Annotated in this window: 13 protein-coding genes; 5 read left to right on the top strand and 8 right to left on the bottom strand. The window is 65.7% G+C overall.

Going from position 1 to position 18,547, the window contains the following annotated elements; all coding sequences use genetic code 11:
- The first annotated feature begins 2 nt into the window (after positions 1-2).
- Entirely contained in the window at positions 3-1,598 is a 1,596-nt protein-coding gene (locus tag ACQY8M_RS09785; protein WP_428671323.1) for an ABC transporter substrate-binding protein, read from the top strand.
- 62 nt (positions 1,599-1,660) lie between these two features.
- Here ACQY8M_RS09785 and ACQY8M_RS09780 read toward each other — a convergent pair whose 3' ends face one another.
- From ACQY8M_RS09780 to ACQY8M_RS09765, 4 genes are read right to left on the bottom strand one after another with little or no spacing between them, the layout of a single operon-like run.
- Positions 1,661-2,620: a Bug family tripartite tricarboxylate transporter substrate binding protein gene (locus ACQY8M_RS09780; protein WP_428671321.1), complete on the bottom strand. Its 960-nt coding sequence runs from the start codon at positions 2,618-2,620 to the stop codon at positions 1,661-1,663.
- A complete protein-coding gene (locus tag ACQY8M_RS09775; protein WP_428671319.1) occupies positions 2,617-3,078 on the bottom strand; it encodes a YaiI/YqxD family protein in 462 nt (153 codons plus the stop codon). The genes ACQY8M_RS09780 and ACQY8M_RS09775 overlap by 4 nt, the downstream gene beginning before the upstream one ends.
- The gene (locus ACQY8M_RS09770; RefSeq protein ID WP_428671317.1) at positions 3,075-4,178 is read right to left on the bottom strand and encodes an enolase C-terminal domain-like protein; all 1,104 of its coding nucleotides are present in this window, start codon (positions 4,176-4,178) and stop codon (positions 3,075-3,077) included. The genes ACQY8M_RS09775 and ACQY8M_RS09770 overlap by 4 nt, the downstream gene beginning before the upstream one ends.
- Complete coding sequence (locus ACQY8M_RS09765; RefSeq protein WP_428671315.1) at positions 4,175-5,692, bottom strand: carboxylesterase/lipase family protein; 1,518 nt, start codon at positions 5,690-5,692, stop codon at positions 4,175-4,177. The genes ACQY8M_RS09770 and ACQY8M_RS09765 overlap by 4 nt, the downstream gene beginning before the upstream one ends.
- 40 nt (positions 5,693-5,732) lie before the next feature.
- On the opposite strand from ACQY8M_RS09765, the gene ACQY8M_RS09760 reads away from it, so the two are divergent.
- The 4 genes from ACQY8M_RS09760 to ACQY8M_RS09745 all read left to right on the top strand — a co-directional run bounded on the left by ACQY8M_RS09760 (position 5,733) and on the right by ACQY8M_RS09745 (position 14,394).
- On the top strand, positions 5,733-6,458 hold the full coding sequence (locus ACQY8M_RS09760; RefSeq protein ID WP_428671313.1) for a transporter substrate-binding domain-containing protein: 726 nt from the start codon (positions 5,733-5,735) through the stop codon (positions 6,456-6,458).
- Between the two features lie 167 nt (positions 6,459-6,625).
- Complete coding sequence (locus tag ACQY8M_RS09755) at positions 6,626-12,076, top strand: HAMP domain-containing protein (protein WP_428671311.1); 5,451 nt, start codon at positions 6,626-6,628, stop codon at positions 12,074-12,076.
- A gap of 34 nt (positions 12,077-12,110) precedes the next feature.
- Complete coding sequence (locus tag ACQY8M_RS09750) at positions 12,111-13,982, top strand: HWE histidine kinase domain-containing protein (protein ID WP_428671309.1); 1,872 nt, start codon at positions 12,111-12,113, stop codon at positions 13,980-13,982.
- Between the two features lie 199 nt (positions 13,983-14,181).
- On the top strand, positions 14,182-14,394 hold the full coding sequence (locus ACQY8M_RS09745) for a hypothetical protein (RefSeq protein WP_428671307.1): 213 nt from the start codon (positions 14,182-14,184) through the stop codon (positions 14,392-14,394).
- 6 nt (positions 14,395-14,400) lie between these two features.
- Here ACQY8M_RS09745 and ACQY8M_RS09740 read toward each other — a convergent pair whose 3' ends face one another.
- From ACQY8M_RS09740 to ACQY8M_RS09725, 4 genes are all read right to left on the bottom strand, one after another.
- Positions 14,401-15,732, bottom strand: a complete 1,332-nt coding sequence (locus ACQY8M_RS09740) for an NAD(P)/FAD-dependent oxidoreductase (RefSeq protein ID WP_428671305.1) — start codon at positions 15,730-15,732, stop codon at positions 14,401-14,403.
- A gap of 9 nt (positions 15,733-15,741) precedes the next feature.
- Positions 15,742-16,521, bottom strand: coding sequence for an ABC transporter permease (locus ACQY8M_RS09735; RefSeq protein ID WP_428671303.1), 780 nt, complete (start codon positions 16,519-16,521; stop codon positions 15,742-15,744).
- Entirely contained in the window at positions 16,518-17,333 is an 816-nt protein-coding gene (locus ACQY8M_RS09730) for an ABC transporter permease (protein ID WP_428671301.1), read from the bottom strand. The genes ACQY8M_RS09735 and ACQY8M_RS09730 overlap by 4 nt, the downstream gene beginning before the upstream one ends.
- A 175-nt stretch (positions 17,334-17,508) precedes the next feature.
- Positions 17,509-18,546, bottom strand: a complete 1,038-nt coding sequence (locus ACQY8M_RS09725; protein WP_428671299.1) for an ABC transporter ATP-binding protein — start codon at positions 18,544-18,546, stop codon at positions 17,509-17,511.
- Position 18,547 lies beyond the last annotated feature (1 nt).

Raw genomic sequence — 18,547 nt, 5'->3', positions numbered from 1 at the left:
AAATGTTCATGCGTCCAATGTTGTTGGGGGGCGCCCTTTTGGCCGCCCTTGTCTGCTCGAGCAGTTTGGCGTTCGCCCAGAAGAGCGGCGGCGTCCTCAAGATGTACCACCGCGACAATCCGCCGACGCTCTCGATCCACGAATCATCGACCAACTCGACCGTCATCCCGATGATGGGGGTGTTCAACAATCTTGTGGTCTACGACCAGACCGTGGCCCAGAACAGCCCGAAGTCGATCGTGCCGGAGCTCGCCAAGTCGTGGGCGTGGAGCGCCGACGGCAAGGACCTGACGTTCAAGCTGCAGGAAGGCGTGAAATGGCATGACGGCAAGCCCTTCACCGCCAAGGACGTGGTCTGCACCTTCGATCTGCTGACCGGCAAGGGCGAGGACAAGCTGCGCACCAATCCGCGCAAGACCTGGTACGGCAACGTCGACAAGGTCACGGCCAACGGCGACTACGAGGTTACCGTGCATTTGCAGCGCCCGCAGCCGTCGCTGCCCTCGTTGCTCGCCTCGGGCTACTCGCCGATGTACCCCTGCCACGTGCCGGCGGCGCAGATGCGCACCAAGCCGATCGGCACCGGACCCTTCAAGTTCGTGGAGTTCAAGCAGAACGAGAGCATCAAGGTCACGCGCAACACCGACTACTGGAAAAAGGGCAAGCCCTATCTCGACGGCATCGACTACACCATCGTGCCCAACCGCGGCACCGCGATGCTGAGCTTCATGTCCGGCCGCTTCGACATCACCTTCCCGTGGGAAGTGACGATCCCGCTGCTGAAGGACATCAAGACCCAGCTGCCGACCGCGCAATGCCAGGTCACGTCGATGAACAACAGCACCAACCTGATCCTGAACCGCGACGCCCCCCCGTTCGACAACCCGGACCTGCGGCTGGCGCTGAATCTCGCCATGGACCGCAAGGCGTTCGTCGACATCCTGAACCAGGGCGATGCCGAACTCGGCGGCACGATGCAGCCGCCGACGGACGGCGTATGGGGGCTGCCGAAGGAAATCTTCACCGCCGTGCCGGGCTACGGACCGGACGTGGCGAAGAACCGCGAGCAGGCGCGCGAGCTGATGAAGAAGGCAGGTTATGGGCCCGACAAGCATCTGGCGCTCAAGATCTCGACGCGCGGCATCTCGCTCTACAAGGACCCGGCGGTGATCCTGGCCGGCCAGCTCAAGGAGATCTGGATCGACGCCGACGTGGATATCATCGAGACGGCGCAGTGGTTCACCAAGATCGGGCGCAAGCAGTACTCGGTCGGCCTCAACACCACCGGCAATGGCGTCGACGATCCCGACCAGAACTATTTCGAGAACTTCTCCTGCAAGTCGGAACGCAACTACACCGGCTACTGCAATCCCGAGATCGAGAAGCTGATGGAGAAGCAGTCGGCGATGACCGACCCGGCCGAGCGCAAGAAGGTCGTGTGGGACATCGACCAGAAGCTGCTCGAGGACAACGCCCGCCCGGTCATCATGTGGAACCGCGCCGCGATCTGCATGCAGCCCTATGTGAAGGGCTACGTCGCCAACGTGAACAGCGTCTACAACGGCTTCCGTTACGAGGACGTCTGGCTCGACAAGTAGCGCACGCTTCACACGCAAACGACCGATCATGTTCCTCCCCGCGGGCGGCGCGGGGAGGAAGATTATTCCAGCTTGATGTTCGCCTTCTGAATCACCGGCGTCCAGGTCGCGGCCTGCCTGGCCAATGCGTCGCGCAGACCGTCGGGCGTCGAGAACTTCGCATCTCCGCCCATCTCGGCAAAGCGCGCGACAATCGCCGGATCGGTCAGCACTTTCTCCATCGCCTTGCTGAGGATTGCGATCACGTCGGGCGGCGTCCTCGCCGGCGCGATCAGGCCGAACAGGGTGACGGCCTCGAAGCCCGGGAAGCCGGCTTCGGCCATGGTCGGCACGTCGGGCAGCAGCCTGGAGCGCTGCAGGTAGGTCACCGCGAGCGGTCGGACCTTGCCGGACCGCAGCACCGGCAGGGCGGCACCGATCTGGTCGAACTGAATCTGGATCAGGCCGCCCATCAGGTCGGCGTTGGCAGGAGCGGCGCCCTTGTAATGCACCATTTCCCATTTGGCGCCGGTGATCTGCGCCAGCCATTCGCCGGCGAGATGATTGATCGAGCCGGCGCCGGACGTGCCGAACGAAAGCTTGGACCCGTCACGCTTGGCGAGTGCTACCAAATCGGCCACCGACTTGGCCGGCGTTTCGAGATTGACCTCCAGCACCATCGGCTGCTCGAGGATCGTTGTGATGAAGGCGAAGTCCTTGCGCCAATCGAACGGCGCGCGGCCAAACAGCGTCGGGCTGTTGACCAGCGAGTTCGAGGTGAGGAGCAGCGTGTAGCCGTCAGGCGGCGCTTTGGCGACGATCTCGGCGCCGATCATGGCGCCGCCGCCCGGCTTGTTCTCGACCAGAACGGGCTGGCCCAGGATGTCCTGCAGCTTCGCTCCCACCAGACGCGCCGCGATATCGACCCCGCCGCCCGGCGCGAAGGGCGCGATGAGCCGGATCGGTTTTGTCGGCCAAGCCTGCGCCCACGCCGGAAAGGCCAGCGCGCAGAACGCAACGACGAACGAAAGCAATCTGATCATCTTGTTCCTCCCTTTCTCCTGATCTTCTGGATGGCCTCGTCGAGCGCCGAGAGAAAGCGCGAGCGGTCGCGCTGGGCCATCGGCTTGGGCCCACCGGTGATCTCGCCCATGGCGCGCAGGTTCGACAGCAGCTCGCGGTTGGCCATCGCCATGCCGATCGACGCCGGGGTGAAAGGCACCCCGGTATTGCCGATCACCGAGGCACCGGCCTTGATGCTGCGGTCGGCGAGCGGGATGTCGGCCGTGACGACAATGTCGTCAGGCCCGACCCGCTCGGCGATCCAGTTGTCGGCCGCATCGAAGCTGTCGGTCACCACCACCAGCTCGTGCCGGGGATCGCGCGGCACGTTCAGGTACGAGTTGCTGACGACAAAGACCCTGAGCGCGTAGCGCTCGGCGACTCGATAGATCTCCGCCTTCACCGGGCAGGCGTCGGCATCGACATAGATTGCGGTCAAGACAGGATGGCCACCTTCTTCCGTTCGATCAGCTTGAAGTCGATGGCGGCGCCGAGGCCGGGGCCGTTGGGCACATGCACCATGCCGTCGCGGCCGACGACGATGTCCTGCTCCAACCCGTACTTTTGCGCCGCGTCGGGCAGCAGCACCTCGAAGAAGGTCGTGTTGCGGATCGAGGCGATGACGTGGAGGTTGGCGACATTGTTGAGCGAGTTGCCGCCGTGATGGACCTCGTAGTTCATGCGGAAGGCCTCGGCGAGGTGCGCCGTCTTCACCAGTGTGGTGATGCCGCCCTTCACCGCCACGTCGCCGCGCAGGAAGTCGGTCGCCTGCAGCATGATCCACGGCTGGTAGGATTCGAGGCCCGCGATCGGGTACTCGGTGGCGAGGATCGGGATCGACAGCGCCTGCTTCAGCTTCACGTAGTTGTAGACGTCCTGATCGTGCAGCGGGTCCTCGTACCAGAAGTAGCCGAGGTCCTGCGCGGCGCGGCCGACCCGCACCGCGGCCGGATAATCGTAGGCCCAGGTCGAATCGAGCATGATGGTGTAGTCGCCGACCGCCTTGCGCACCGCCTCGCAGACCTTGATGTCCTCCTGCCAGCGCGTCGGCGGATGGATCTTGTAGGCGGCCCAGCCGTAGTCCTTGTATTCGACCGCTTCCTCCGCATACGCCTCGGGTGATTTGAGCACGGCCGAGCTCGCATAGGCCGGCACCGATTCGCGGAAGGTGCCGAGCAGCCGATGGATCGGCTGGCCCATTGCCTTGCCGACGAGATCCCACAGCGCCACGTCAACCGCGCCGATGGCGCGCACGCCGCAGGCGCGCTGCTTGCGCCACAGGTCGACGACGATCGCTTCGCGATGCATCGGATCCCTGCCCATCAGCACCGGCTTGAGATGGGTGATCAGCCCCTGCCCGTCGGTCGTCGCCGAGTTCGAGGCGGAGCCCAGGAAGGCATTGCCCTCGACGCCGTCGTCGGTGCGGATGCGCAGGAGGCCCAGCGCGCTCGAGCCGGCGAAGCGGCTGTGCAGGCCGTACTGCGTCGGCGGGATGTCGTCCCAGGCAAAAAGCGTCAGGGAAACGTCGGTGATCTTCATCGCTTTTCCTCCCAAATTCGCCGTTCTGTGCCGAACGGGTCGTTTTCAACTCGGCTCTTGAGGTCGAATATCATCGTCGGCCGATCGGCAAGATCGTAGGCTGGCCAGCCGGGATTGCCGCTCCTGGCAAAGGCGATCCATGCGCGGGCCATCGTTTCTCCAAGCGGCAGCCGCGCCGGATCGTCGCCGGTCAACGCGGCCGTGTCGGCCGTGTTGAAGACGAAGGGGATTTCGAGCGTGTGGCAGGAACGCAGGCGACCGCCGAGCACCGGCGTCTCCCAGGTGAACAGGTAGACGAAAACCTTGGCCGCCTTCTGCGCCAGCTTACGCTCCGCCATCTGCAGCGACATCATGCGTACGCCGAGATCGCCGACGATGATCAGGCCGAGCTGGTCGGCGGACAGCGCCGGCTGTGCGGTGCGATATCTTCCAACGATCTCCGCCGAGCGTTCCCCCAGATAAGGCTTCATCGCCTCCGGAAGATTATCGAACGTCGCGCCGGTGACCCACGGCAGATGGCCGAGGAACAGGGATTGCTCGTCCTTGTTGGAGCCGATCATCAGCGGCACGTCGGCCGAGGCCGCCGGCGCGGCCGGCGCGAACGGGCCGCCGGGAAAGAACGTTCCATCGATCACCGGATTGAAGCCCAGCCGCCGCCGATCGGCGATCGAGGCGCCGCTGACCGACGCCTGGACGGCCGTCTGTGCCGCGAGGATCTTCTCGGCGGGCAGGCTGCGCAGCTTGGCAGCATCCTTGTCGCCGAGGCCGAGTTCGCCCAGGAACTGCCGCGCAGTCTTCGTGCCATCCTCGCGCGTGGCCATCTGCAGCGCGGGGCCGCTCTGGATGATGGCCTTGTGGAACAGACCTTTGGCCGAGGGCAGCGCCATCAGCACGCTCACCTTCGCGCCGCCGCCCGACTCGCCGAAGATCGTGACGTTTCCCGCATCGCCTCCGAAGGTGGCGATGTTATCGCGCACCCATTCGAGTGCGGCGACGATGTCGCGCACGCCCGCTGTCCCTGCCCCGGCGAAATCGCTGCCGGCAATGTCCTCGAGATGGAGATAGCCCAGCGCGCCGAGGCGATGATTGAACGACACGACCACGACATCGTCGAGCCGGCAGAGATTGGCGCCGTCCGTCCATGGCGACGAGCCCGAGCCGGTGAAGAATCCGCCGCCGTGGCACCAGAACATCACCGGCCGCGACGCCCCCGACGTACCTGACGTCCAAACATTGAGATAGAGGCAATCCTCGCTCGTCTTTTCGACACCGCCGAGCGGCCAGATCGCCAGGAGATCGGGCGGCAGGGCGAACGCATTGTCCGCCTGGATCGCGAGATTGCCGTAGGCCAGCGCATCGCGCGTGCCGGTCCACGCCTCGATCTTCCGGGGCGGGCGAAATCGATTTTCGCCGAGCGGCGCGGCGGCATAGGGAATGCCCTTGAAGATGCTGACGCCGCGCTCCTTTTGGCCACGCACCTTGCCGGACGCCGTCTCGACGATGACCTCTGCCATACGCATTTCACTCCCCTCGTCGGCAGTATAGACTGGCTTCATGTCCGACCAAGCCCGAGCTGAGCTCGCTCCCACCGGCGTCCTGCGCGCCGGCATCAACCTCTCCAACTTCCTGCTGGTCACCGGCCGCAGCCCGACGGGGGAGCCCGAGGGTGTGGCGCCCGACGTGGCGCGCGAGATCGCCAACTCGCTCGGCGTGCCGATCCACTACGTCACCTTCAAGAGCCCGGGCGAACTGGCCGACCAAGCCGGCAAGAACGTCTGGGACATCGGGCTGATCGGCGCCGAGCCGCAACGCGCGGCAGTGATGACCTTCAGCGCGGCCTATGTCGAGATCGAGGCGACCTACATGGTGCCGCCGGGCTCGCCGATCAAATCGATCGCCGAGGTCGACAGGAAGGGCGTGAAGGTCGTCACCTCGGCGCGCTCGGCCTATGGCCTGTGGCTCGAGAACAACATCAAGAATGCCGAGCTGATCCAGATCGCGGGCCTCGACGGCGCGTTCAACAAGTTCGTCGAGGACAAGATCGACGTGCTGGCCGGCCTGCGCCCGGGCCTGCTCAAGGACATCAAGAAGATGCCGGGCGCCACCATCCTCGACGGCAAGTTCAGCGCCGTGCAGCAAGCCGTTGGCTGCAACAAGCCGGCCAGGGCGGGCGCCGAGTACATTGCGGCCTTCGTCGAGCAGGCGAAGAAGTCCGGCCTGATCGCGAGCCTGATTGCAAAGCACAAGGTCAACGGCTTGTCGGTCGCCCCGCCGGCCTGATACCAAAGCTGGCTGCGGGATTTATTCGATCCTTCCACGCAACCGAAGCCACCCCGCGGCGTTTGTATCGAGTTGCGGGGCGGGTTCAGGGTGAACGGGATGGGTTCCCGCACGCCCGTGTGACTTTTTCGGGTCCTGCAGCGCTCTAGCAGCCTTGGGGATTCGCAATGAGCATCGACACGGTTTCGCCCGCCAAGGGTGCCCCTGTCCCGGCGGGGTCGCGAAACGATGCCCAGCACGCCTCCGACCTCCGCGAGCTGCTGCGCGCCATGGAGGGAATGCGCGCCGGCGATTTCTCGGTCCGCCTGACGCGCGAGAGTGAAGGTCCCCTCGGCCGCATCGGTGTGCTGTTCAACGAGATCGTCGCGGCCAACCAGAACATGGCCCAGCAGCTCGAGCGTATCGGCAAGGCCGTCGGCGAGCAGGGCCGAACCCGTCAGCGGGTGAAGTTCGGCATCTCCACCGCCGCCTGGGGCGAGATGGAAACCTCGGTCAACAGCCTGATCGACGATCTGGTGTGGCCGACCACCGAAGTGACCCGAGTGATCTCCGCCGTGGCGCAGGGCGACCTGCTGCAGACCGTGCGGCTCGACGTCGACGGCCGGCCACTCAAGGGCGAGTTCCTGCGCTCGGCCAACATCGTCAACACCATGATCAAGCAGCTCTCGGTATTCACCTCGGAGGTGACCCGCGTAGCGCGCGAGGTCGGCACGGAGGGCAAGCTCGGCGGCCAGGCCAAGGTGAGCGAAGTGACCGGGGTGTGGCGCGAGCTGACCGAGTCGGTCAACTCGATGGCCAACAACCTGACGGCACAGATGCGCAACATCTCAGACGTGACCATCGCCGTGGCCAACGGCGATCTGTCGCGCAAGATCACTGTCGATGTGCGCGGCGAGATCCTGCAGCTCAAGGAAGCCATCAACACCATGGTGGACCAGCTCCGCTCCTTCGCGTCGGAAGTGACGCGCGTGGCGCGCGAGGTCGGCACCGAAGGCAAGCTCGGCGGGCAGGCGATCGTGCCGGGCGTCGCCGGCACCTGGAAGGACCTCACCGACTCGGTGAACGCCATGTGCGGCAATCTCACCGACCAGGTGCGCAACATCGCCGAAGTGACTACCGCCGTGGCGCGCGGCGACCTGTCCAAGAAAATCATGGTCAACGTGTCCGGCGAGATCCTGCAGCTCAAGGAGACCATCAACGTGATGGTCGACCAGCTCAACGGCTTCGCCGGCGAGGTGACCCGCGTCGCCCGCGAGGTCGGCACCGAAGGCAAGCTCGGCGGACAGGCCCAGGTCCCCGGCGTCGCCGGCACGTGGAAGGATCTCACCGACAACGTCAACTTCATGGCGACGAACCTGACCGGCCAGGTGCGCAACATCGCCGAGGTGACCACCGCCGTCGCGGGCGGCGATCTGTCCAAGAAGATCACCGTCGACGTGCGCGGCGAGATCCTGCAGCTCAAGGAGACCATCAACACGATGGTCGATCAGCTCAACGGCTTCGCCGGCGAGGTGACCCGCGTCGCCCGCGAGGTCGGCACCGAAGGCAAGCTCGGCGGACAGGCGCAGGTGCCGGGCGTCGCCGGCGTATGGAAGGACCTCACCGACAACGTCAACCTGCTGGCAGCCAACCTCACCACCCAGGTGCGCAACATCGCCGACGTGACCACCGCCGTCGCGGGCGGCGACCTGTCCAAGAAGATCACCGTCGATGCCTCGGGCGAGATCCTGCGCCTGAAGGAAACCATCAACACGATGGTCGATCAGCTCAACGGATTCGCCGGCGAGGTGACCCGCGTCGCCCGCGAGGTCGGCACCGAAGGCAAGCTCGGCGGACAGGCCCAGGTCCCCGGCGTCGCCGGCACCTGGAAGGACCTCACCGACAACGTCAACTTCATGGCGACCAACCTGACCGGTCAGGTCCGCAACATCGCCGAAGTGACCACCGCCGTCGCCGGCGGTGACCTGTCGAAGAAGATCACCGTCGACGTGCGCGGCGAGATCCTGCAGCTCAAGGAGACCATCAACACGATGGTCGATCAGCTCAACGGCTTCGCCGGCGAGGTGACCCGCGTCGCCCGCGAGGTCGGCACCGAAGGCAAGCTCGGCGGACAGGCGCAGGTGCCGGGCGTCGCCGGCGTATGGAAGGACCTCACCGACAACGTCAACCTGCTGGCAGCCAACCTCACCACCCAGGTCCGCAACATCGCCGACGTCACGACTGCCGTCGCGGGCGGCGACCTGTCGAAGAAGATCACCGTCGATGCCTCGGGCGAGATCCTGCGCCTGAAGGAAACCATCAACACGATGGTCGATCAGCTCAACGGATTCGCCGGCGAAGTCACGCGCGTAGCGCGCGAGGTCGGCACCGAGGGCAAGCTCGGCGGACAGGCCCAGGTGCCGGGCGTCGCCGGCACCTGGAAGGACCTCACCGACAACGTGAACATGCTCGCGGCGAACCTCACCACCCAGGTTCGCAATATCGCCGAGGTGACCACGGCCGTCGCGACCGGCGATCTGTCGAAGAAGATCACCGTCGATGCCTCGGGCGAGATCCTCCGTCTCAAGGAGACCATCAACACGATGGTCGATCAGCTCAATGGCTTCGCCGGCGAGGTGACCCGCATGGCGCGCGAGGTCGGCACCGAAGGCAAGCTCGGCGGACAGGCGCAGGTGCCCGGCGTCGCCGGCGTGTGGAAGGACCTCACCGGCAACGTGAACAACCTGGCGGCCAACCTCACGACCCAGGTCCGCGCCATCGCCGAGGTGGCGACCGCGGTGACCAAGGGCGACCTGACGCGGTCGATCCAGGTCGACGCGCTGGGCGAGATGGCCGAGCTGAAGGACAAGCTCAACACCATGATCGACAATCTCCGTCTCACGACGGAGCGCAACACCGAGCAGGATTGGCTCAAGACCAACCTCGCGAAGTTCACCAACATGCTGCAGGGCCAGCGCGACCTCGGTACCGTGGGCCGGCTGATGCTGTCGGAGCTGACCCCGCTGGTCGGCGCGCACCAGGCGGTGATCTACCAGACCCAGAACGAGGGCCTCGACAACGCCAGCCTGCGCCTTCTCTCGGTCTACGCCGATTCGGTCGGCGACGGCCATCCCGAGATGCTGCGCATCGGCGAGGGACTGATCGGCCAGTGCGCCGCCGACCGCCGCCAGATCCTGATCGCCGACATTCCGCCTTCGGCCCGTCCGATCACCTCGGGCCTGTTCACCGCGGCACCCAAGAGCATCATCGTCCTGCCGGTTCTGTTCGAGGGCCAGGTCAAGGCGGTCATCGAGCTCGCCTCGTTGAGCGACTTCACCGAGCTTCAGATCGCCTTCCTCGAGCAGCTCACCGCCTCGATCGGCATCGTGCTGAACTCGATCGAAGCCACGATGCAGACCGAGGACCTGCTGCAGCAGAGCCAGAAGCTCGCCGGCGAGCTGCAGAGCCAGCAGAGCGAGCTGCAGCAGACCAACGAGCAGCTCGAGCAGAAGGCGCAGCAGCTCGCCGAGCGCAACACCGAGGTCGAGCGCAAGAACCAGGAGATCGAGCAAGCCCGCCGCGCGGTGGAGGAGAAGGCGACCGAGCTGGCGCTCACCTCGCGCTACAAGTCGGAGTTCCTGGCCAACATGAGCCATGAGTTGCGCACGCCGCTCAACTCGATCCTGATCCTGGGCCAGCAGCTCGCCGAGAATCCCGACGGCAACCTCAAGGCCAAGCAGGTCGAGTTCGCCCGCACCATTCACGGCGCCGGCACCGACCTCCTGAACCTGATTTCGGACATCCTCGATCTCTCCAAGATCGAGTCGGGTACCGTCACGGTCGATGCCGAGGAGATCTTCTTCACCAATGTGCTCGAGACCGTGGCGCGGCCGTTCCGCCACCAGGCCGAGTCGCAGCGCCTCGGCTTCGACGTCCAGGTCGATCCGTCGCTGCAGCGCAGCCTGGTCACCGATTCGAAGCGCCTGCAGCAGATCCTCAAGAACCTGCTGTCGAACGCGCTCAAGTTCACCGCCCAGGGCAGCGTTCGATTGCGCGTCCTGCCGGTGAAGAGCGGTTGGCGATCGGACAACACCGCTCTCAACCAGGCCAGCTCGGTGGTGGCCTTCGAGGTCACCGACACCGGCGTCGGCATTCCGATCGAGAAGCAGAAGATCGTGTTCGAGGCGTTCCAGCAGGCCGACGCCTCGACCAGCCGCAAGTACGGCGGCACGGGCCTCGGCCTCGCCATCAGCCGGGAGCTGGCCCAGCTGCTCGGCGGCGAGCTCACCTTGCGCAGCACGCCAGGCATGGGCTCGACCTTCACGCTCTTCCTGCCGACGATGTACACCGGTCCGCGCACGGCGGTCCGCCAGCCCGCTCCGGGCGCCGCGCCGGTGCCGCAGGTCGCCTTGCCGGAGCAGTTCGCCGACCAGTTTCCCGACGACCGCCACAACCTGCTACCGGGCGAACCGACATTGCTGATCGTCGAGGACGACCCGAACTATGCCGGTATCCTGGTCGATGCCGCGCATGCCGCCGGCCTCAAGGCGCTGGTCACGGCACGTGGCGCGGAGGCGCTCGACCTCGCGCTGGAATACAAGCCGGTTGCCATGTCGCTCGACATCTTCCTGCCCGACATGCTGGGCTGGAACGTGCTCAGCCAGTTCAAGCGCACGCTCGAGACGCGCCATATCCCGGTGCAGATCCTGAGCATGGACGAAGATCGCCAGCAGGGCCTGGCGCGCGGCGCTTTCTCCTACATGAGCAAGCCGACCACCACCGAGGGCTTGAGCATCGCTCTGTCGAAGATCAGCGACTACGTGAAGCCACGCAGGAAGCGGCTGCTGATCGCCGAGGACAACGAAGCAGAGCGCTTCGGCGTCAGTGAGCTGCTGTCGCACCCCGACATCGAGATCGAGACCGCCGAGACCGGCCGCGGTGCCCTCGACAAGCTGCGCGAGGGTCGCTTCGACTGCATGGTGCTCGATCTGCGTCTACCCGACATGACGGGCTTCGAGGTGCTGGAGGAGCTGCAGAAGGACACCACCCTCGCCGACCTGCCGGTGGTGGTTTTCACCGGCCGCGATCTCTCGCCCGAGGAGGATGCGCAGCTTCACACCATGGCGCGCTCGATCGTGGTCAAAGGCGCGGCCTCGCCTGAACGGCTGTTCGACGAGACGGCGCTCTTTCTGCACCAGGTCGCTGCCGACCTGCCGGCAGACAAGCAGCGGCTGCTCGAGCGCCTGCACGCGTCGGACGAGATGCTGGCCGGCCGCACCGTGCTGGTGGTCGACGACGACACCCGCAACATCTTTGCCCTGTCGAGCGCGCTCGAGCGGCGCAACATGCACGTACTGACCGCGACCACCGGCCGGGAGGCGATCTCGATCCTGGAGACTTCACCGGAGGTCGCGATCGTTCTGATGGACATCATGATGCCGGAGATGGACGGCTACGAGACGATCACGCTGATCCGCAGCAACTCCGCGCTGCGCCGCCTGCCGATCATCGCGCTCACGGCCAAGGCGATGAAGGGTGACCGCGAGAAGTGCCTCGAGGCCGGCGCCTCCGACTACCTCGCCAAGCCGGTCAACACCGAGCAGCTGTTCAGCGCGCTGCGGCTCTGGCTGCATCGCTGAGGCGAGCGTCTAGGATCCGCTCCCCAAGGACGCCATGGACAAGGTCAACATCCTCCTGGTCGACGATCAGCCCGCCAAGCTCCTGTCCTACGAGGTCATCCTCGAGGAGCTAGGCGAGAACCTGATCAAAGCGAACTCGCCGCACGAGGCGCTCGGCATCCTGCTCAAGACCGAGGTCGCCGTCGTGCTGATCGACGTGGTGATGCCGCAGATCGACGGTTTCCAGCTGGCCGCGATGATCCGCGACCATCCGCGCTTCCAGAAGCTGGCCATGATCTTCGTCTCGGGCGTGCAGATCGCCGAGACGGACCATCTGCGCGGCTACGAGATCGGTGCGGTCGACTACGTCACCGTGCCGGTGGTGCCGGAAGTGTTGCGCGCCAAGGTTCGCGTCTTCATCGAGCTTTTCCGCAAGACCCGTCAGCTCGAGACGATGAATTCCGAGCTCGAGAAACGTGTCGCTGCCCGAACCGCCGAGCTGGAAGCCCAGACCGAGAAGCTGCGCCAAAGTGAGGAACGCCGCTCGATCGCCTTGTCGGCGGGCAACATGGGCTCGTGGGAAGTCGATCTCACGACCGGCCATGTCGAATGGGACGAGGGACCCTACCGGATCTTCGATGTCGATCCGAAGACGTTCCATCCGACGGCGGAACGCATCGAGGCGATGATGCATCCGGAGGATCGCGACAGGAACTCGGTGACGGCGATCGTCGCCACCGGCGAGCCGCGCTTCCAGGTGGAGTTCCGCATCGTCCGGCCGAGCGGCGAGGTGCGCTGGTGCTACGGCGCCGGCATCATCTCGCACGACGCCGACGGCAAGCCTGTGCGCATGACCGGCGTCACCGTCGACGTCACCGACCGCAAGCGCGCCGAGGAGCGTCAGCTCCTGCTGGCCCGAGAGGTCGATCATCGCGCCAAGAACATGCTGGCGGTCGTACTGTCCGTGCTGCGGCTCACCAAGGCCAAGACCACAGCCGACTTCATATCGACCGTCGAGGGCCGCATCCATGCGCTCGCGGCAACGCATAATCTCCTGTCGGCAACGCGCTGGCAGGGTGCCAATCTGCGCCAGATCGTCGATGAGGAGCTGGCACCTTATCGCGCCGACCACCGCGAACGGGTAACGGCCGACGGCCCCGCCGCGATGCTGCTGCCGGCGACGGCGCAGGCCGTCGCGCTCGCCGTGCACGAGCTTGCGACAAACGCCGCCAAGTACGGCGCGCTGTCGACGGACACCGGCAAGCTGACGCTCACCTGGTCGATAGGGCCCGACGCGCTCGACCTCGAATGGCTGGAGACCGGCGGACCGCCGGCCGCGCCGCCCTCGTCGCTCGGCTTCGGCCTCTCGATCGTGCGCTCCAGCATCGAGGCGCAGTTCCGCGGCGGCGTTCACTACGATTGGCGCCCGGAGGGCCTGTGCTGCCGGCTGCTCATTCCCCGCGCCCAGATCGTCAATCCCGAGCCGGCGCCGCAGAAGACAGCGCCCTCGCCGAAAGCCGACGGCAACGGCCACGCCCTCAGCCTGTCGGGCAAGCGACTGCTGATGGTCGAGGATGAATTCCTGGTCGGCATGATGGCCAAGAAGCTGCTCGAGAGCCGGGGCGCCACCGTCCTCGGCCCCTACGCGCGGCTCGCCGACGGCATCGCGGCCGCACGCAACGAGCGTTTCGACGGCGCCCTGCTCGACTTCAATCTTGCCGGCGAGCTCGCTGAACCGCTCGCGGACTATCTGATCGCCAACGGCGTGCCCTTCATCTTCCTGACCGGATATCAGCGCGACAGCATTGATCGACGGTACGCGAACATCCCGCTGCTGCAGAAGCCGATCGAGCCCGAGTCGCTTGAGCGGGTTCTGGTGTCGCTGCTCGATTCGCCTACCGCCGTGCACGCGCTCGACGCGAACTGACGTTGGCATTCTCCCGCTGGGAGAGCGGGTCTCCGACCCGCTCATGATTCCGAGCGGGTCTGGAGACCCGCGCTCCCAGCACGAATTCGGCTTGAAGGATTGGGACCAAACGGCGGCAGTTCCCACCGCCCCAAGAATATCGCAACCAAACTTCCGGCGCGACGCCGCGTTGAACCCCTCACGACAAAGGAGGTTTGACATGGTTCGCGATATCCGAAGTATGCCGCGCGGTCTTATCGCGCCGCTCAGCCAGGCCCAACTCAACTCGTTGCGCGAATTGGCCGAGGGCACTCTCTCTGCGCTGCCAGACGATCATCGCATACGGCTTCTGGATCTAAACCTCATCGAAGAGGACAGCGGACTTCTTGCCGTCACACGCCTCGGACATGAGCGCCTCGTCTCCGATCGATGACCACAATCATGCCGTAGCACGATCCCACCAATCGCGGGTGCGGTACCAGGCACCGACGAGCGGCAGCACCCATTCGGGATTGCCGTTGTAGAACGGCACGGTCTGGAAATCCTGGCCGTCGAATGCATTGACTGGCGCGTTCGAGCCGCCGGCGATCTTGCGGGCGGTCTGGTAGCCGAGATAGCTCATCATCGCCACACCCGAGCCGTTGCACGCCATCAGGTAATGCATGCCCTGCTCCATGCCCATATGCGGCAGGAAGTCGAAGGCAAAGGCGACGTTGCCGGTCCAGGCGTGGGTGACCTTCACGCCCCTGAGCTGCGGCCAGCGCTCCAGCATGTAGCCGTGCAGCACGGGCGCACTCACCTCGGGCGGCACCTGGGTGAAGCGCGCGCGACCACCGAAGATCACCCGCTTGTTGTCGGGCGACTGGCGATAATAGCAGAGCACCCGCTTGGTATCGCTCACCACCCGGTTCTTCGGGATCAGGCTCTGCACCAGGTCCTCGGGCAGTTCCTCCGTCGCGATGATGTGGCTCGCCACCGGGACGAGCTTGCGCCGCAGCGTCGGCGTCAGCTCCGTTGTGTAGCCGTTGGTCGCGATCACGACCTCGCGCGCCTCGATCGGGCCCTTGCTCGTGAGCACGCGGAAGCCACCGGTCTTGCGCTCGATCTTTTCCGCGTCGCAATTGGCGCAGAGCCTGGCGCCGGCGCGATGCGCTGCCTTCAGGAGACCGCCATAGTAGAGCGCCGGATGGAGCTGCCCCGTGCGCTCCACGACCATCCCGCCATGATAATAGTCCGACGCGATTTCCTCGCGCTGTTGCTCGCGCGGCACCATGTAGGTGCCAAGCCCGGCGCTGGCGTTGTAGGTGCCGACTTTGGCCGCCTGCTCCCTGAAGTGGCGCGGCGTGTAGGCGCCGCTGAAACGGCCGTTCATGCGCCAGTGGCACTCGATGCCCTCGCGCTGGATCACGGTCTCGACCTGGGTCAGCGAATCGGCGGCGTCGGCCAGCATGCGCTGCATGATCTTCTTCCAGGCCTCGGAATCGCCGCCGACGCCCTTGCCCGAGAAGCCCTTGCCCATCGTCGTGCCGCCGCTCACCCCGCCGCCGTTGCGGGTCGAGGCGCCGACGCCGAAATCGCCGCGCTCCAGCACCGTCACCTCGACGCCGGAGCGCGCCAGCTCGAGCCCCGTCGACAGGCCGCCGTAGCCCGCGCCGACCACCAGCACGTCGGTCTTGAGCGGCGGGTCCTGGCTCAGCTCGTTGGACGGATGCCACCATTCCCACCACCACGGCATGCTCTTGAAGTCCTTGTGGAAGACGCTGTCGGCCATGGTGCTCCCCTAACGCGCGCTGCCGCTCAGTCCCCGCCCGAAGCGGCCGATCAGAACGAGCACGATCGAAACCAGCAGGATCTGCATCACCGACACCGCGGCGATCGTCGGATCGATCTCCATCAGGATGTTGTCGAACATCTTCTTGGGCAAGGTCATGTTCGGCCCGGCCAGGAACAGCGCCACGACCAGTTCGTCGAACGAGGAGATGAAAGCCAGCAGGCCGGCGGACACTAGGCTCGGCCGCAACAGCGGAAGCGTGATTCGCAGAAGGGTCTTCACCCGGCTGGCCCCTAGCCCTTCGGCGGCCTGCTCGAGCGCACGGTCGAAATCGCGCAGGCCGGCCACGATCACCAGCACAACGAACGGCAAGGCGAGGACGGTGTGCGCCAGAACCAGACCGTACCACTCGCCGATCAGCTTCAACTTGGCGAACAGGCCGTAGAGGCCTACCGACAGGATGATGGTCGGCACGACCAGCGGCGCGAGGGCGATGCGATCGAGCAGCGCGCGGCCGATGAACCTGCCGCGAGCCAGGCTGAAGGCGAGCGGGACGCCCAGCGCCAAAGCGAGCACGGCCGTGGCGGCGCCGATGTAGAGCGAACGGACCGTGGCATCGATCCATTGCGGATCGTCGAGATAGCGCTCGTACCACTGCGTGCTGAAGCCGGGCGGCGGAAACTGCATGTAGGGCGCCGAACTGAGTGAGATCGGAAACACCACGAGCAGCGGCAGCATGAGAAAGAGGTAGATCGCCGCGCAGGCGAGGACGAGGGCGCGGCGGCTCATCGCTGCGCCTCCCGCCCGGTGAAGGACTGCGCGACGCTGTAGACGCCGAGCGTCAACGCCAGAAGCACGGCGGAGAGAGCCGCCGCGAAGGGCCAGTTCAGCGTCTGGCGGACCTCCTGCTCGATCATCACGGCCACCATCATGACCTTGCCGCCGCCGAGCAGCGCCGGGGTGATGTAGAAGCCGAGCGACAGCACGAACACGATCACCGCGCCGGCGAAGATACCGGGCAGGGTGAGCGGCAGGTAGATGCGCCAGAAGATCCGCCAGTTCGAGGCGCCCAGCCCCTCTGCCGCCGCGACGAGAGCAGGATCGAGCCGCCGCACCGCGCCGTAGATCGGCAGCACCATGTAGGGCAGCAGGACATGGACCATGCCGATCAGCACGCCGTTGAAGTTGTGCAGCAGCGGCAGCGGATCGGAGATGACGCCGGTCTCGATCAGCCAGCGATTGAACACGCCGTTGCGGCCGAGCAGCACCATCCAGGCGTAGGTGCGCACCAGCACCGAGGTCCACAGCGGCAGCAGCACGAAGATGAAGCCGAGCGTCGCCCAGCCGGGCGTCGTGGTGGCGATCAGGAAGCCCAGCGGGTAGCCCAGGAGCAGGCATATCGCTGTCACCAGCAGCGCGATCTCGAAGGTATTCCAGAAGACCTGCAGGTAGAGGCCTTCGCTCAGCGCCTTGGCGTACCAGTCGAGCGTGCCGGCCTCGATGCTGAAGCCCAGCATGCGCACGACGGGAAAGAGGAAGAAGAGGAAGAGCAGGATGAGCGCTGGAAGCGCCGGCCAGAAGCCTCTGATCTGCCCGCTCAAGTCTCACCTCCCTCCCCCGCTCGCGCGGGCGGTGGCGCGGTAATCCGCGACGGAGGGGGAAGGCAACGAAGATGGTGCGTCACACCCCCTCCCTCAGCGAAGACGCTGCCACCTCCCCCGCGAGCGGGGGAGGTGAAGAAAAGGAAAAAGGAACAGGGCGCCTCAGAACACATACTCAAAACACATGGATCGACTCGCGCTCGATGGCGATGCTGACCCGGCTGCCGGTCGCCGGCAGCGGACCGCGCACCGGCTGGCGCACGATCAGCTCGAGGCCGTCGTCGCACGCGACCCTGAGCTTGAGCGAGGAGCCGAGATAGACAGCCTCCTTGACCTCGCCGTTGAAGGAATTCACGCCCTGGCCGAAACGCTCCGGCCGCATCAGCACGCCGACGCGCGTGCCGACCGGTGCACTATGGGCAATCAGAAGGCGGCGGCCTGATTCGAGCGTGACCGAGCCGACCTCCGTCACCGTGCCATGGAAGATGTTGCTCTCGCCCACGAAGTCGGCGACGAAATCGTTGGCCGGTCGCTCGTAGATCTCCGTCGTCGACGCGACCTGCTGGATCGCCCCCTTGTTCATCACGGCGATGCGGTCGGACAGGACGAGCGCCTCTTCCTGATCGTGGGTGATGAAGATGGTGGTGAGGCCGAGCCGGCGCTGAAGGCGGCGCACCTCGAGCTGCATGGTCTCGCGCAGCTTGCGGTCGAGCGCGCCGAACGGCTCGTCGAGCAGCAACAGGCGCGGGTTGAAGACGATGGCGCGGGCCAGCGCCACTCGCTGCTGCTGACCGCCCGAAAGCTGGCGAGGCAAGCGCTTTCCATAGCTCCCGAGCTCGACCAGTCCGAGTGCTTCGGCGACCCGCCGCTCGATCTCGGGCCGCGCCACGTTGCGCATCTCGAGCGGGAAGGCGACGTTGCGTTCGACCGTGAGATGCGGAAACAAGGCATAGTTCTGGAACACCATGCCGATGTCGCGCCGGGCCGGCGGCAGGGCGGTGATGTCCCTGCCATCGACCCGCACCGTTCCGGCATCGGGCGTCTCGAAGCCCGCCACGACCTTCAGCAGCGTTGTCTTGCCCGAGCCGCTCGGTCCAAGGATCGTCAGCAACTCGCCGGAAGCAATCTCGAGCGATACGCCGTCGAGCGCCATGACCTCGCCGAAGCGCTTGACCAGACCTTCGACCTGCAGATCAGCCGACCGTGACGCCACT

It is taken from the genome of Reyranella sp., assembly GCF_965279465.1.
Taxonomy (GTDB): domain Bacteria; phylum Pseudomonadota; class Alphaproteobacteria; order Reyranellales; family Reyranellaceae; genus Reyranella.
The sequence above is the reverse complement of the archived record's forward strand: the minus strand, read 5'-3'. Positions and strand labels throughout refer to the sequence as shown.

What these genes read in the sequence shown, in the direction of transcription:
- ACQY8M_RS09740 (WP_428671305.1), bottom strand. Translation starts at nt 15,732, where the DNA reads ATGGCCGACAGCGTCTTCCACAAGGACTTCAAGAGCATGCCGTGGTGG.
- ACQY8M_RS09760 (WP_428671313.1), top strand. Translation starts at nt 5,733, where the DNA reads ATGTCCGACCAAGCCCGAGCTGAGCTCGCTCCCACCGGCGTCCTGCGC.
- ACQY8M_RS09765 (WP_428671315.1), bottom strand. Translation starts at nt 5,692, where the DNA reads ATGGCAGAGGTCATCGTCGAGACGGCGTCCGGCAAGGTGCGTGGCCAA.
- ACQY8M_RS09770 (WP_428671317.1), bottom strand. Translation starts at nt 4,178, where the DNA reads ATGAAGATCACCGACGTTTCCCTGACGCTTTTTGCCTGGGACGACATC.
- ACQY8M_RS09780 (WP_428671321.1), bottom strand. Translation starts at nt 2,620, where the DNA reads ATGATCAGATTGCTTTCGTTCGTCGTTGCGTTCTGCGCGCTGGCCTTT.
- ACQY8M_RS09745 (WP_428671307.1), top strand. Translation starts at nt 14,182, where the DNA reads ATGGTTCGCGATATCCGAAGTATGCCGCGCGGTCTTATCGCGCCGCTC.
- ACQY8M_RS09750 (WP_428671309.1), top strand. Translation starts at nt 12,111, where the DNA reads ATGGACAAGGTCAACATCCTCCTGGTCGACGATCAGCCCGCCAAGCTC.
- ACQY8M_RS09785 (WP_428671323.1), top strand. Translation starts at nt 3, where the DNA reads ATGTTCATGCGTCCAATGTTGTTGGGGGGCGCCCTTTTGGCCGCCCTT.
- ACQY8M_RS09735 (WP_428671303.1), bottom strand. Translation starts at nt 16,521, where the DNA reads ATGAGCCGCCGCGCCCTCGTCCTCGCCTGCGCGGCGATCTACCTCTTT.
- ACQY8M_RS09755 (WP_428671311.1), top strand. Translation starts at nt 6,626, where the DNA reads ATGAGCATCGACACGGTTTCGCCCGCCAAGGGTGCCCCTGTCCCGGCG.